The organism is Xylanibacter ruminicola, assembly GCF_900107775.1.
Classification (GTDB): Bacteria; Bacteroidota; Bacteroidia; order Bacteroidales; family Bacteroidaceae; genus Prevotella; species Prevotella ruminicola_C.
In genome coordinates this window covers 380114-395018 of sequence record NZ_FNRF01000003.1, presented here as the reverse complement: position 1 = coordinate 395018, position 14905 = coordinate 380114, and the positions used below count along the sequence as shown (strand labels likewise).

Annotated in this window: 14 protein-coding genes; 5 read left to right on the top strand and 9 right to left on the bottom strand. The window is 49.7% G+C overall.

All coding sequences use genetic code 11. The annotated features are described in order from the left end of the window. Positions 1 to 28: 28 nt before the first annotated feature. Positions 29 to 1672, bottom strand: coding sequence for a DUF2207 family protein (locus BLU97_RS09235; RefSeq protein WP_074761266.1), 1644 nt, complete (start codon positions 1670 to 1672; stop codon positions 29 to 31). 141 nt (positions 1673 to 1813) lie between these two features. On the opposite strand from BLU97_RS09235, the gene BLU97_RS09230 reads away from it, so the two are divergent. Next, positions 1814 to 2218 (top strand): PaaI family thioesterase, encoded by a 405-nt coding sequence (locus BLU97_RS09230; RefSeq protein WP_074761264.1) that lies wholly within the window; start codon positions 1814 to 1816, stop codon positions 2216 to 2218. 5 nt (positions 2219 to 2223) lie between these two features. On the opposite strand, the gene BLU97_RS09225 is transcribed toward BLU97_RS09230, so the two are convergent. Next, positions 2224 to 2676: a YcbK family protein gene (locus tag BLU97_RS09225; protein ID WP_074761263.1), complete on the bottom strand. Its 453-nt coding sequence runs from the start codon at positions 2674 to 2676 to the stop codon at positions 2224 to 2226. Between the two features lie 34 nt (positions 2677 to 2710). Next, positions 2711 to 3034, bottom strand: coding sequence for a hypothetical protein (locus tag BLU97_RS09220; protein WP_254771695.1), 324 nt, complete (start codon positions 3032 to 3034; stop codon positions 2711 to 2713). 21 nt (positions 3035 to 3055) lie between these two features. On the opposite strand from BLU97_RS09220, the gene BLU97_RS09215 reads away from it, so the two are divergent. From BLU97_RS09215 to BLU97_RS16065, 3 genes are all read left to right on the top strand, one after another. Beyond that, positions 3056 to 3247, top strand: a complete 192-nt coding sequence (locus BLU97_RS09215; RefSeq protein ID WP_254771694.1) for a DUF4113 domain-containing protein — start codon at positions 3056 to 3058, stop codon at positions 3245 to 3247. Between the two features lie 470 nt (positions 3248 to 3717). Further along, complete coding sequence (locus BLU97_RS09210) at positions 3718 to 4272, top strand: DNA-binding protein (protein WP_074761261.1); 555 nt, start codon at positions 3718 to 3720, stop codon at positions 4270 to 4272. Positions 4273 to 4287: 15 nt separating this feature from the next. Next, positions 4288 to 4389 (top strand): smalltalk protein, encoded by a 102-nt coding sequence (locus tag BLU97_RS16065; RefSeq protein ID WP_175456354.1) that lies wholly within the window; start codon positions 4288 to 4290, stop codon positions 4387 to 4389. A 101-nt stretch (positions 4390 to 4490) separates the two neighbouring features. Here the strand turns inward: BLU97_RS16065 and BLU97_RS09205 are convergent, their stop codons facing one another. From BLU97_RS09205 to gap, 3 genes are all read right to left on the bottom strand, one after another. Further along, positions 4491 to 5048 carry an outer membrane beta-barrel protein gene (locus BLU97_RS09205; protein WP_074761260.1) on the bottom strand — a complete coding sequence of 186 codons (558 nt, stop codon included), beginning with the start codon at positions 5046 to 5048 and terminating at the stop codon, positions 4491 to 4493. A gap of 175 nt (positions 5049 to 5223) precedes the next feature. After that, on the bottom strand, positions 5224 to 6264 hold the full coding sequence (locus BLU97_RS09200; protein ID WP_139208965.1) for a hypothetical protein: 1041 nt from the start codon (positions 6262 to 6264) through the stop codon (positions 5224 to 5226). A gap of 112 nt (positions 6265 to 6376) precedes the next feature. Further along, positions 6377 to 7402: a type I glyceraldehyde-3-phosphate dehydrogenase gene (gap, locus tag BLU97_RS09195; RefSeq protein ID WP_027451058.1), complete on the bottom strand. Its 1026-nt coding sequence runs from the start codon at positions 7400 to 7402 to the stop codon at positions 6377 to 6379. Positions 7403 to 7662: 260 nt separating this feature from the next. On the opposite strand from gap, the gene mscL reads away from it, so the two are divergent. After that, positions 7663 to 8061 carry a large-conductance mechanosensitive channel protein MscL gene (gene mscL, locus BLU97_RS09190; RefSeq protein WP_074761257.1) on the top strand — a complete coding sequence of 133 codons (399 nt, stop codon included), beginning with the start codon at positions 7663 to 7665 and terminating at the stop codon, positions 8059 to 8061. Positions 8062 to 8099: 38 nt separating this feature from the next. On the opposite strand, the gene BLU97_RS09185 is transcribed toward mscL, so the two are convergent. The 3 genes from BLU97_RS09185 to guaA all read right to left on the bottom strand — a co-directional run bounded on the left by BLU97_RS09185 (position 8100) and on the right by guaA (position 14904). Then, complete coding sequence (locus BLU97_RS09185; RefSeq protein ID WP_175456353.1) at positions 8100 to 9860, bottom strand: RagB/SusD family nutrient uptake outer membrane protein; 1761 nt, start codon at positions 9858 to 9860, stop codon at positions 8100 to 8102. A gap of 13 nt (positions 9861 to 9873) precedes the next feature. Beyond that, positions 9874 to 13092 (bottom strand): SusC/RagA family TonB-linked outer membrane protein, encoded by a 3219-nt coding sequence (locus tag BLU97_RS09180; RefSeq protein ID WP_074761255.1) that lies wholly within the window; start codon positions 13090 to 13092, stop codon positions 9874 to 9876. Between the two features lie 207 nt (positions 13093 to 13299). Further along, complete coding sequence (guaA, locus tag BLU97_RS09175) at positions 13300 to 14904, bottom strand: glutamine-hydrolyzing GMP synthase (protein ID WP_074761254.1); 1605 nt, start codon at positions 14902 to 14904, stop codon at positions 13300 to 13302. Position 14905: the final 1 nt, after the last annotated feature.

The window sequence follows — 14905 nt, the reverse complement described above, 5'->3', positions numbered from 1 at the left end:
GTTCCTTAATTATTATATCGTTTCATGTTTAACGCACGCCGCCACCTCCGCCGCCGCCCGAGAAGCCGCCTCCGCCGCCTCCCCACGACGAGTGTCCGCCACCACCGTGTGCACGGTGTTCGCGTGCTGCCTTGGCAGCCACAGCACTCGATGTACTACGCTGCAGGGTACTGTAAATCAGTGGCAGCGTCATGTTGTCGGCCATGGTACTGGCCACGCGGTCCATATCAAAGTAGGCAGGGTTCACCTGCTTCATCTCCTTAATCACCTTATCGGCAATACCAAACAGCGTGGCATATATCATATAATCCTTCCACAACTTTACTTCCTTCAGTTCGCGCTCGTCAAGCAGTGTAAATTCTTTCAAGAATTTTCGTAACCCAAACACCTCGTTCACATCCTTATCGTATGGAGGATATTTCGACAGATCCTTCTTGGCGTGCAAGGTAGTAATAAACTGGTCGATAGCACTCTGGTGGGTTCTGCTCTTCATATACGACTTCAGCTCCCAAGGCTCCAGTATCCTGTCGCTGCCTGCCGCATCCTTAAACATCTTGTACAGCTGGCGCATCAGCACAGGCTGCTTGTCAATATCCTTATAGTCGTGCATCACAAAGTTAGGCTCCATCTTCCCCTTCGAGTTAGGTTTCGTCTCGATGGTGATAATACCCATACTGATGAGCTTCAGAATACAGGCCGACATCAGATTGTTATAATCGCTGTTAAAATATTTATAGGCATTCAATATTTTATTAGCCTCCTGCAGATCGCCTTTCAGCGGCACGCCGCGATACCACATCAGCCCCTTGTTCAGTTGGCGATTAGCTCGCCATACGCGGTAAATCTGCCACACGGCGCCACCAATAACCACCAGGGCTGCACCGCCGTAAAACAGGATGAACAGCACCCACTCAAAGGGGCTCATATCGTCCTCGTCGTCCTCATCATACACGTAGTCGCTACCCTCAAAGGCCTCGTCTTTCTTATTCTCAAAGGTATCGTTCTCCCATACGGTAGGCTCAAACATGCTCTTGGGGAATTTCACCATCAGGTACAGACCTGCCTCGCTGCTCATGGGCTTGGTGGTCTCGGCCATCACAAAGCCATCCTGCATCCATATCTCGCCCTCGAACTTAAAGCCCCACACACCGCACGAGTCCTCGTTAATCACCATCGTACTGTCGGCCATGGTAATAGCCACACGGGCATGCTCGGGTTTAGGCGATACAGCGGTATCCAGAAACACGTGGCGGATGGCACAGGCATCGGGATAGCCGCGCACCAGTCCAGTCATCACATAGGTAGTGGTGTACGTGCGCTCGCCCTCGGCACCCAGGCCCCAACACAGCTCAAAACCGCGCTTGGTAGTTACAATACCGCATTTGTACTGTTTCCAACTGCGACTCTCGTTCACGTCCCAATCCGTATATACGTATCGCGCGCCCGTTTCGTCGGTCACTGTCAGGTTCTTTACAATGCTTGGGCCCATGTTAGCCAAGCCGATATAGCACTCTGTACCCTCGCTGTCGATGGTCATCTGTCGTGTTTCAGTAATCAGGGCATCGCCATTCCTGTCGAGCACCACCCGTATGTCCAGATCGTGCAACTGCGGACGGGCCAACACCTGTATCACCCCAAGCAGTAAAAGTACAATTGTCAATTTCGCTTTCATTACAAGGTGCAAATTTAAAAAATAGTGCCGAAAGTTGCTCCTTTCGACACTAATATTTAACGTTTCTTCCTTTAAACTATGTTAATTGGCTTTAATAAAACATATTTTTATGTATCTTTGCACGCAAAAAACAGTATAAACATGGATATTAAAGAATTACTTAACCAGACCGACCACTTTGCAGCTGGCGCTGGTTGCAGGATTGTAGAGGTAGACGATCAGCATGCTGTAGCAGAGATGACCGTTACCTCCATGCACCTGAATGGCGGTCATGTGTGCCAGGGCGGTGCCCTCTTCACCTTAGCCGACCTTGCCATCGCCGCCTTAATGAACCAGCACGGCGAGTTGACCTTCGGCATCTCCAACAACATTATGTTCGTGGCCAGCGCTATCGAGGGCGACCATCTTAGGGCCGAAGCCACCTTCGTGGCCGATCACCATAAGATTCCCTCCGTTCAGGTAAGCGTCACCAACCAGGACGGCAAACTCATCTGCCACGTCACCGGCATGGGCTACCGCAAATCCAAGCCCCTCCCGAAAGAATAGCTTGTCTACGCTCGTATAAACGCGACCTTGCGCCTGTTTTCTTTGGGTCGTACAGCAAAGTGCAACCATACGGCGCCATAGCGGTTCTTCTCCATCAGCAGTTCGTCATAATCCTGTGCTGATTCATTGGCGTAGGCTATGAGGATGGCTGCATAACAGATGGCCTGCTCCATACCGTTAGTGCGGATATCCACGGCACAACCCGTTAAGTGATTACTGGTGGGCGCTCCCCCAACCTTTCGGTTCAACTGTGGCGATCGATAACCTGAGTTAATGATAATCGGTTGTGAGGCTTTCTCTCGCAAAACCTCCAGCCAAGTGCAGAGGTTTTTCAAATGCGCAATAACCTCATGACTAGGGATATTATATACTTCAGGATACTTGCTCCTGGTGAACTCTCCGAGCACAAAATGCTCGGAGAGGTTTGCTTTACTGTTTAACTGTACTATTGGTTCCATTTTCTTAATGTTAGTTTGTTAGGATGTTAGGACGTTAGATCATGAGCAGACCGGTTTTACGATAGCGCACCTTGGCGCAACCATCTTCAACATAGTCTTCGGCCTTTTCTATCAGTCGGTCCTTAGTCAGACGACTTATTCGCATATAGGCTGTAGCAGCACTCTTAAGCTGGAAACAACGCACCACATCGTCGGTTGTAAACACATCGGGCAGGCGTTCGAAACCTTCGTAGGTTTTCTGACGTCGCTGCACGTTTACGCTGGCATCCTTCAGTTTGTTGTCGAAGTAGGCTTCGGCCATCGCACCAAAGTAATAACGCTGGCAGGCATACTGTATGTTTACTATCAGTTCAGCCAATCGCCAATCTATCTACAAAAGATGAGAAGACTTGACGAAGTGGTAGACCGTATTAACCGCATGCATGGATCGGAAACAGTTGTTATTGGAGCTCAGCAATACACGCAAAAAAACGGAAAAGGAAAGGCCAATGTATTTGCCAATGCCATTAAGCACGACCACAAAAGTCCCTGCTATACCACTCGCTGGAAAGATGTGATTAAACTGAAGTAACGCTGTTGCGCTGTTGCGCCGTTGCACTGTTGCTTTAAGTAATTGCTATATTGTGGTGCGCGCGTTAAAAATCTAATATAATATTTATATATATTATATATTATAATATATAATATATATAAGATAATAAGTAACTGTTTAGGCTACGTTGTCGGTACCAAATGCAACTGCGCAACTGTGCAACTGTGCAACACCGACAAAGTAGTCTAAAAAAATATTTGATTTTATGAAAAATAATCGGGGGAAACTATTGTTTTGTATTTGAATTTTTCGTACCTTTGCATTGTCAAATTGAGAGAGCAAGAGCAGCGGCATTAAGGCTAAAAATTGCGAGAATTAATTCTAGAAATTGCGCGCATTAATAGTAACAATTGAAAGTACTAATAGCGGTTAAAACCTGCACTCCAAAGCGACAAAGCGAGAATAAGTAAAATATTTAACAAACAAACTATTTAAAAACTAATTGAATTATGGCGATTAAAGTAATTGCTCAGCGTCGAGAGCTTAAAATCGGCAACAAACCAGGTAAGCGTTTCATTATGCGCCCCGACCTGTATAGTGCAATCGCAGAGAAGAAGGTGTTTCGCGACGCAGCCACTCGTAGTGGTATCTCTGCAGGTGTAATTAAGGCAGCTTGGGATGCTGCAGGTGACGTAATCCGCACGTGGGCCACCGAAGGTCACTCAGTGCCCCTGCCAGGACTGGGAACCATGCGATTTGGTGTGCGCAGTAAGGCCGTGGAGGACCTGGAGGATGTGAAGACTGGCCTGATCACCACCCGTCGTATCGTGTTCACCCCCAGCACCGACGTAAAGGACGAGCTGAAGAATACGGCCATCCAGATTACCTGCCTGGACGAGGACGGTAAGGTGCTGAAGCGCGTGACCAGCAGCGACAGCGGCGACATCGAGGATCCTGACCAGCCATCGAACGGCGGCGGCAATACCGGTGGAAACACTGGTGGCGGCGGTAACCAGAACCAGGGTGGCAACAGCGGTGACGACGATGAGTCGTACGGAGACTAAGAAAGGAGGTGAGCTATGACAAAGAAGGAAACATTTAAGTTCATCGTACAGATGATTGCCAGTATCGCAACGGCGATTGTAACGGCACTGGGTGCCACCTCGTGCATGGGGCTTTAGAAAATAGCCAAGGACCTGCACTGCAAAAAGAAAACGATGATGGCTGCACCGGGAAGGGCGCAGCCATCTGTTTTTGATTTATATAAACTAAGCTGTTACTATTAGAAGTTGTAGTAAACACCGAAGCTGAGGTCAGAACCATCGAGGTCGAAACCGAAGGTGTTAGCAGCCTTGGCGCCATCAACATCCTCCTTCTCGCTCTGCCAACCCAGGAAACCTGCGTGAGCTACGAAGCTGAGGTTCTTGTTGAGGTTAACAGCGATACCTGGCTTGATGCCCAGACCGAAGGTGTTTACCTTGTTACCTGCTGCGGGATCCTCGTGGATATAATCGAAACCACCATCGAGGAAGAGGTTTACCTTATCGAACTTAGCAAAGGTGTAACGTGCGTATGGGCTGATCTGGAACAACTTGTCCTTAACTGATACAGTCTTAGTAGCAACCTTGGTTGAATACTCGTCCTCAGCATATCCGAAAGCTACACCAATGGCCCAACTGTCGTTGATGTTGTAACCAATCTCGGGCATGAGCTTGAGCTTAGTGTTGGTGTTGCCATCCTGAGATGTAGAAGCCAGACCAAGACCACCACCTACGTAAACCTGTGCATTCATTGTTGCAGCTACACACACTGCTGCGAGTGTCATAAAAATCTTTTTCATTTCTTTTCTTTTTAATAATTAAACACACTGCAAAGGTAAGGCGAAAACTTAAATCTGAAGCAATAGTTTTGCAGAAAATGCCAAATTAGGCCGATATTGTTGACTAGAATCACAAAAATCGGCCTAATATAAAAAAATAGTAAAAATCCTTTGTGGATAGGGGAAACCCTACGGATTAGAAGTTCTTACGGACACCTTGCCACTCGGGGAATTTGAGCTTGAGGTACTCATCGTCGAGGAAGAGGGCCGACTGAGCTACCTGGCCTTTGAGCTGCCAGTCGAGCCACTTTACTACGGCCTTGGCATAGTTGCCGCCATGGGCCTCGTAATAGGTGCCGCTGTGGCCATCCTTTGAGTTGAGCATCACCACGGGGATATCGTCGGCAATGCGCTCGTAATCCTTCTGGGCGTTGGCATAGGCGATATCAGCAGGACCACCAATCATATAGAACATAGGGGTGTGCAGATTCTTAAGGCACTCCTTGGTGGCGCCCATCATCTCCATATCGCCAATACCGGTGTTGAGCATCACACAGGTGCGGATACGGGGATCGTAAGCGATGGCAAGTACCTGGGCACCACCACACGATTGCCCCATAGCGGCTACACGCTGCAGATCCAAGCAGTGGTAATACTCGGAACCAGCAGCAGCATTCTGCTCGGTAAGCCAATCGAGCACCTCGAGCAGCATCTTGGGATAGGTGCTGAACTGTGGGGCAGCGGCCTTCTTGGCCTTCTTGGTGGCCTGGGCCATCATCTTGGCCTGCTCTTCCTGCTGGGCCTTAATCTCCTCAGGGGTAAGGGGCTTAATCTCCTCGCCATTGGCCATCACTACCTTGCCTTTGGTGGCAGGATAGGCCGACTTGAGCACACCACGCCACTGGGCCATCACATCGGCCTCGTCGTAAGGACCGATGGCTGCTGCCACGTAGCCATACGAGGCCACCTCGCTCAACAGCAGGCGCATCTCCACATTATTATTAAAGCAGGCGCCGTTGGCATAGACAATGACTGGCAGGGCGCCTTTCTGGGCTACCACCTGCTGCAGGTTCTGCGGGCGATACACGGTGAAGCCTGGGCAGGAGGCATCGCCTACCACCTCGGACTTAAACGGGCCTGTACCACCCTCTTCTACAATCTGTTTCTGAACTGTCTGGGCAGTAACCAGCCCGGTACTTGCTGCGAACAGCATAGCTGATAATAGTAACTTTTTCATTTTTACGTTAGGTTTACTGTAATAATACGTTATTTTACGAAGGCAAAGGTACACAAAAAAAGCCACCCGACAAAATCGAGTGGCTTAAAATATGTCAAACTAAGATTTGATCTTATTTGAGCTCAGCGAGGTACTTGATAGTACGAACCATCTGAGAAGTGTAAGAGTTCTCGTTGTCGTACCAAGAAACAACCTGTACGAGTGAGTTGCCGTCCTCCATCTTGCTTACCATTGTCTGGTTAGCGTCGAAGAGTGAACCGAACTTCATACCGATGATGTCGCTTGAAACGAGCTTCTCCTCAGTGTAACCGAATGACTCGTTCTGAGCAGCCTTCATGGCAGCGTTGATGCTCTCAACAGTTACATCACCCTTAACAACAGCGTGCAGGATAGTTGTAGAACCAGTTGGAGTTGGAACGCGCTGAGCAGCACCGATGAGCTTACCGTTGAGCTCAGGAATTACGAGACCGATAGCCTTAGCAGCACCAGTTGAGTTAGGAACGATGTTCTGAGCACCAGCACGAGCACGCTGAACATCACCCTTGCGCTGAGGACCGTCGAGAATCATCTGGTCACCTGTGTAAGCGTGAACAGTTGTCATGATACCGCTCTGGATTGGAGCGAGGTCGTTCAGAGCCTTTGTCATAGGAGCCAGACAGTTTGTTGTACAAGAAGCAGCGCTGATAACAGTGTCAGCAGGAGTCAGAGTCTTGTGGTTTACATTGTAAACGATAGTAGGCAGATCGTTACCAGCAGGAGCAGAGATAACAACCTTCTTAGCACCAGCAGTGAGGTGAGCAGAAGCCTTCTCCTTAGATGTGTAGAAACCTGTGCACTCCAGAACAACGTCTACATCCAGCTTACCCCAAGGGAGCTCAGCAGCGTTAGGAATAGCATAGATAGTGATCTTCTTACCATCAACAACGATGAAATCCTCACCAGCCTCTACAGTGTGCTTGTTCTCACCGAACTTGCCGCAGAAACCACCCTGAGCGGTATCGTACTTCAGCAGGTGAGCGAGCATCTTAGGACTTGTCAAGTCGTTGATTGCTACTACTTCATAACCTTCAGCCTCGAACATCTGACGGAATGCGAGACGACCAATACGGCCAAAACCGTTAATTGCTACTTTTGTCATTTTACTTAATTATTTAAATGGGTTATACCTATTATTACTAACTTTTTTAGCTCGAAAAACGAACTTTTTTTTATTTTCGGATGCAAAGTTACAAAATTATTCCTATATTTGCAGCATAAATCACTTAAAAATAAAGTGAAAAGTGAAAACTGAAAAGTAAAAAGTATAAAAATCGGCGGCAAAAAACCAATGATTGCAAAATACAGATTACAATTCACACATTAATATATTAAACATTAAACATTAAACATTTAAAGCTTATGGGATTTATTAAAGAATTCAAGGAGTTTGCCGTTAAGGGCAATGTGATGGACATGGCAGTGGGTGTTATCATTGGCGGTGCCTTTGGTAAGATTGTTAGCTCGCTGGTTGACGATGTACTGATGCCTGTTGTAGGTATGATTACTGGCAATGTAGATTTTACCAGCCTGGCTTTCCAGATTGGCGACGGCGAGGGTGCAGCTGTGCTGAAGTATGGTACGTTTATACAGAACGTGGTAGATTTTGTGATCGTAGCATTCTGTATCTTCCTGATGCTGAAGGGTATTAACAAACTGAACCGCAAGAAGGAAGAGCCTGCTCCAGAGCCCGAGGCTCCTAAGGGTCCCACCCAGGAAGAGCTGCTGGCTGAGATCAGAGATCTGCTGAAAAATAAATAAACAATAAAAAAGCCCCGCCGATTAGCGGGGTTTTTATTTTACTTGAACTTATACGGCAGGTCGCCCTTGGCCCAGTTGGTGCCATCGCCCCAGCCGGGGTTCTGCTCGAGCACACCCTCCGACAGGGTTACCTGATCCTCAGGAATCTTGAAGAATCCACCACCTGTTTCGTTATAACGCTGCATGAAATCGTTGGTAAAGGCATACTCGCCAGGGATGCCCTGGTTGGTAATCTTATTGCCTACCTGATTCTTAACCTTATCGGCCACATCGCCCCAACGGCGCAGGTCGTTCCAGCGCAGAGCCTCGAAACACAACTCGTAGCGGCGCTCCTTTTTCAGGGCGGCCAGACTATAGGTGATATCGTTCAAGCCGGCACGCTGGCGAACGGCATTCAGTCCGCTCTTGCCATTGAGCACAGCCTTACCATCGGTAAGCTCGGAGTGCATGAGCAGCACATCGGCAAAGCGCAGCCATACCAGCGACTGAGTAAGACCCGACTGGCGGTTGTTCTCAGAGCCATAGTAGTAAGCATAGCTAAGGTAGCGGCTGCTGTGATCCTCGCTATAGGCCTCGCAACCTATGTACTTCTTAGCCAGCAGGTTGGTGTTCTCTACCTCCTTGGCGGGATCGCCCTTGTACTTAGGAATCTCGACGGCACGATCGCAGATAGAACCTACACGGCGATAGTCGCCCTGATAGTCGGGATCGGCAGCCCAATCGGTCCACAGTTTTTCGCACACAGGACCGTTAGAATAACCCTGAACTGAGAATGGGAAGGCATCAACAGTGGTCTTGCGCAGGCCGTAGAACTCAACAATACGGTTGTGGCGCAACTGCGAGTCGGCACTCCAACCGGCCTTGTTACTCATCTTAACGGCAAACATGTTCTCCATATTCTCGTCGGTCACCCAATTCAAACCGTTGTCGAGGGCATAAGGATAATCCTTGGCGGTATAGGGGTTGGTGTAAGGCCACAGGTTGCGCTGATCGCTAACCAGGCCAAAGCCAGAGTTCTGGATACAATCCTCGAGCCACGAGGCTACCTGAGCCTTTGAGATGCTACCACCCTCGGCCAAAGGCAGCTCGCTCTTGTTATAGAAGCCTGTATAGAACAGCCATACACGGGCCATCAAACCCTCGGCTGCCCATTTTGAGGCACGACCCTCGCCAAAGGCGGGATACTTGGTTGAAGGACCATTCTCGATAGCAGCCTTCAGGTCGCTACCAATCTGGGCATACACATCGTCGGCTGTGGCGCGTGGCAGGTTCTGCGGCTCGGTGCTGAGCACCAGGGGCACACCATTAAACACCTGTGCAAGGTTGAAATAATAGAATGCACGCAGGAAGTAGATTTCGCACAGCAACTGCTTTTTCTTATCGGGCGAGCTCCACTCGGTAACGTTGTCGATGGTTTCGAGGGCGTTGTTGGCACGGTTGATACCTGCATAGCGCTGCTTCCAAAGGGGTTTCATCCAATCCACATAGGCATTCATGAGGCGATCGACACCCTGAGCGCCAATGTTACTCTGACTACCACCACCCAAGCGGTCGTCGCCAGCGATATCGAATATAAAGAAGGGGTCTTCCTCGGGGTCGGCCAGGTTGCGGTTCATAACAGAGTAGATACCATTTACCATCTGCACGGCATCGGTCTCGTTAACAGGGAAGTTCGAGGTATCCTTCATCGTAAGGTTCTCGGTATCCAGGAAATCGTCGCAGGCGCAAGCCAGCAATATGGCTGCTACTGCTATGCCAAAATTACGTAATTTAAGCATGAAAGATTTATCGTGTTTCATAATTACCATGAGTTTAGAAGTTTATATTCAGTCCTACCTGCCATGAACGAGCCGATGGATAGTAACCACAGTCGATACCCGAAGCCCAGCTGGTGCCATTGCCGAAACCAACCTCAGGATCCATACCCGAGTAGCCGGTGAAGCAGAAGTAATTGCTGAGGGCCACATAGAGGCGGCACTTCTGCACGGGCAGCTTATGATAGAGCTTCTTAAAGTCGTAGCCAAAGGCGATGCGAGAGATCTTGAAGAAGTCGGCATCCTCTACCCAAACCTTCGAGATTTCGCTCATGTTCACGTTCTTACCATCGGAGAAGCGTGGATACTTGTTGGTGCTACCCTCGCCTGTCCAGTACTTGGTGTAAACATCGGTACAGTAGTTGTCATCGGGGTGATCGGAGAACTGACGATAGCTCTTGGCCACCTGCTGTCCGAACGAGCCGTAGCCATTCAGAGCCAGGTCGAAGCCCTTATAAGCCAGATTGATGTTGAGACCAACGGTAAAGTCGGGGTTAGGATCGCCAATCATGGTCTTGTCGGCATCACCTGTGTCAATCTTACCATTGCCGTTCACATCCACGAACTTCACGTCGCCAGGCTGCAGCGATTCGCCCTGCAGCGAGTTCTTCTTATCGCCACTACAGTTACGGTTGATGTAATCCTGCAGGTCGGCCTCGTTCTGGATGATACCCTCCATGGCATAGCCCCAGAAGTAGCCGATAGGATAACCTACCTGCAAGCGATACAGCTCGGCCGTGTTCTGGGCGATGGCATTAGAACCACCATGGATGATACCCTCGGAGTTGGCCAGGCGGGTAACCTCGTTCTTATTATGCGAGAAGTTGAAGGTTACGCCATACACAAAGTCCTTACCCACCTTATCGTTCCAGGTAAGCTGCACCTCGTAACCCTTGTTCTGGATATCACCACCGTTTACGTAAGGCGCACCTGTACCGTACGACAGCAACATGGGCGCACGTACCAGCCAGTCCTTGGTGGTTTTGTTATACCAGTCGAAGGCCACGCCCAAGCGGTTGTTCAGGAATCGGGCATCGAAACCAAGGTCTAACTGCTCAGAGGTTTCCCACTTTACATCCTTGTTAGGCAGGATGTTAGGATAAGCACCGATGCCAGGATTATCCTTGCTCTCGAAATAGTAAGGATCGTCGAATGCGATGGTACCTACATACTGGAAGTTAGAGATGTTACAGTTACCATTCTGACCCCAGCTGGCACGGATCTTCAGGAAGTCGAGCCACGACTTGGTCTTCTCCATAAACGCCTCGTTGCTGATAACCCAACCAGCGCTGACTGATGGGAAATACCCCCAGCGCTTGCCACGGGCAAAGTTCGACGAACCATCGGCACGCAGCACGAGCGAGAGCAGATAGGTCTCATCATAGTTATAGTTGATACGACCGAAGAACGACGACAGGGCTCCCTGATCCTCGGGGCTACCACCTATCGAGGTGTAGGCAGGGTCAACCACATTGGCGTTGGTGATATAGGCATGATCGAACGAGCCTGGGAACAGCGAGTTACTGTTGGTGACGCTGACGCTGCTGCCATAACCCCACTTCTCGATACTCTGACCCAGCAGGGCGTCGATATTATGCAGGCCGAACGACTTAACGTAGTTGATAGTGTTCTCTAACGACCAGCGGATGCTGTACGATTGGTTCTGGCTCACGTCGTCGTTAGGATTCGACTTCTTGGTACTGAGCTCGTAAACAGGCTTGTAGCTGCGGCCCTCGCGATGGCGATACAGCCAACCGGCACTGGCACGATAGGTAAGATCCTTGATGGGCGAGAACTCGAGGAAGAAGTTGCTCTGCAGGCGCCAGCCCTTGGTATAGCCGTAGCCCTCGTCGTACTTCATCTGAGCCAACGGGTTGGCCATCTCGGCACTGAAATCCCAGCCATCGGCCACAATATCCTTGTACTCGTAGAAACTGCCATCCTCGTTATAGGCAGGCAGTAGCGGGCTCATGGCCAGCAGGTTACGGATGCTGTTACCATAGATACCACCAATGCTTACACCTTTCTTATTAGTAGCCGAGAAGGTGATGTTCTCGCCGAACTTGAGCACGTCGCGACCCTTCTTGCGGATGAGCGAGTAATCGGAGTTAAGGCGAACGGTATAGCGATCGTACTTAGGATCGGCAGGATAGCCGATAGTACCCGTCTGGTGATACTTACTGAAACCTAACGAGAAGCGCGACACATCGCTACCACCAATGATATTGATAGAGGCATTGTGCATGGGCGCATCGTGGATGGTGGTCTCCTCCAGCCAGTTGGTGCCATTCCAAGTGCCATTCATAATCTGTGCATACTGCTTGGGGATAAGCTTGGCCCAGTCGTAGGTGCTCACACCCTGTATCTGATAGGCCTTATCGTTAATCTCCATATACTGCTTGGCATTCAGCGGGGTAACACCATTGGTATTAGGATTCTGCCATCCCATATAACCATCGAAGGTTACCTGCACCTTGCCACTCTTACCCTTCTTGGTGGTTACCAGGATAACACCGTTTGAGGCACGGGCACCATAGATGGCACTCGAAGCAGCATCCTTGAGCACGTCGATACTCTCGATATCGTTAGGCGACAGGTCGGTGATAGATCCACCAGGCACACCATCGATGACATACAGCGGGGTGTTGCTACCGGCTGTACCCATACCACGGATAACTACCTTGTAGCTCTCGCCTGGCTGACCAGAGTTCATCACAATGTTCATACCGGCAGCCTGACTCTGCAGAGCACCAAAGGCATCAACAGCATTGATGGCAGCAATATTGTCGGATGTTACGTGTACGGTTGAACCTGTAACCAGCTTTTTGCGCTGGGTACCATAACCCACTACCACCACATCGTTGAGCACCTCGGAATCCTCTTCCAAAGTAACATTCACGCTCTTGCCGGCGGTAGGCTTAACAGTTACATTCTTGTAACCCACAAAAGAGATACGGATACTTGCACCCCTGGCAACGGTAATGCTGAAGGAACCATCGGCTCCTGTAAGCGTTCCATTACTCTGTGTGCCTAACTCAATGACACTGGCGCCTATAACAGGTTCGCCACTGGTGTCGAGAACCACACCCTTCACCTGCACAGTAGGCTTAGCCTGAGTAACAACCTGACTAGCTCGCGCCTGAGCCACGGGCATGGTTGAACCCATCACCAACATTCCTGCACAAACAGCAGAAAGGATCTTTGAATAGTTGTACATAATGATAATAATTAATTAGTAATATAACCGGTATTTGGTTTTTAGTTCCATGTTATATCAACCCTATGTTTATGGCTAGGATTGATTAATTCAGCATGTCCGCTTTTTAACGTCGCAAATATACGATATATATCTGATAGTTGCAAGTAATTTAAGGATTTTAACAAAAAAGCCCTGCCAACCGGCAGAGCTTTAAAGTATTGATGTTTACTCCCACTCGATGGTTGCGGGTGGTTTCGACGAGATATCGTAGCAAACGCGGTTTACGCCACGTACCTTATTAATAATCTCGTTACTTACCTTAGCCATGAAGTCGTAAGGCAGATGTGCCCAGTCGGCTGTCATCGCATCAGTTGATGTTACAGCGCGCAGGGCAACGGGATGCTCGTAGGTACGCTCATCGCCCATCACACCTACACTGCGAACAGTAGAAAGCAGGATGGCACCTGCTTGCCAGATCTGATCGTAGAGCGAAACCTCGATCTCGCCATCCTTCATATCGGCAGGGATACCGGCAGCCAGCACCTTGCGGGCCTCTTCGCCACTCAGCTTTACCTTGTAATCGCGCAGACCGCGGATATAGATATCGTCGGCATCCTGCAGGATACGTACCTTCTCAGGAGTGATATCGCCCAGGATACGAACAGCCAAGCCAGGACCAGGGAAGGGGTGACGGGTAATCAAGTGCTCGGGCATGCCCAACTGGCGACCTACACGACGAACCTCGTCCTTGAACAACCACTGCAGGGGCTCGCAAAGCTGCAAGTGCATCTCCTTAGGTAGACCGCCTACGTTATGGTGGCTCTTGATGACCTTACCTGTGATATTCAAGCTCTCGATACGGTCGGGGTAGATAGTACCCTGAGCCAGCCACTTGGCATCGGTAATCTTCTTAGCCTCGGCATTGAACACCTCGACAAAGTCGCGACCGATAATCTTACGCTTCTGCTCAGGATCGGTAACACCAGCCAGATCGGCAAAGAACTTAGCGCTGGCATCAACACCTATCACATTCAGGCCCAGCACCTTGTAGTCCTCCATCACCTGTTGGAACTCGTTCTTACGCAACATACCATGATCTACAAAGATACAGGTAAGACGATTGCCGATGGCCTTGTTTAGCAGTACAGCAGCAACAGATGAATCAACACCACCTGAGAGGCCGAGAATCACACGGTCGTCGCCCAGCTGAGCCTTGAGTTCGGCTACTGTAGAATCGACGAACGAAGCGGCACTCCACTCCTGCTTACTGCCACAGATATCAACTACGAAGTTCTTCAGGAGCTGTGTACCCTGCAGGGTGTGGAACACCTCGGGGTGGAACTGTACAGCCCATACGCCATCGCGCCAGAAAGCAGCGTTCTTAACGTCCTTAGTAGAACCAATAACCTCGAAACCCTCGGGGATTGAGGTGATGGTGTCGCCATGGCTCATCCATACCTGTGAGTGCTGCTCGAAACCTTTGAACAGAGGGTTCGTGGTGTCGACAGTCTCAAGATTGGCACGTCCATACTCGCGAGAGTCGGCCTTTTCGACCTTACCACCCAGGGTGTGACTGATGAACTGAGCACCATAGCAGATACCCAGCACTGGCACACGACCTACAAACTGCAACAGGTCGACCTTGAAAGCCTCAGGATCGTGTACCGAGTAGGGCGAACCACTCAGAATTACACCAATCACCGAGGGATCGTCCTTCGGGAATTTGTTGTAGGGCATAATCTCGCAGAAGGTGTCCAGCTCGCGCACACGACGGCCGATAAGCTGCGTGGTTTGCGAACCGAAATCGAGAATAATAATCTTCTGTGTCATA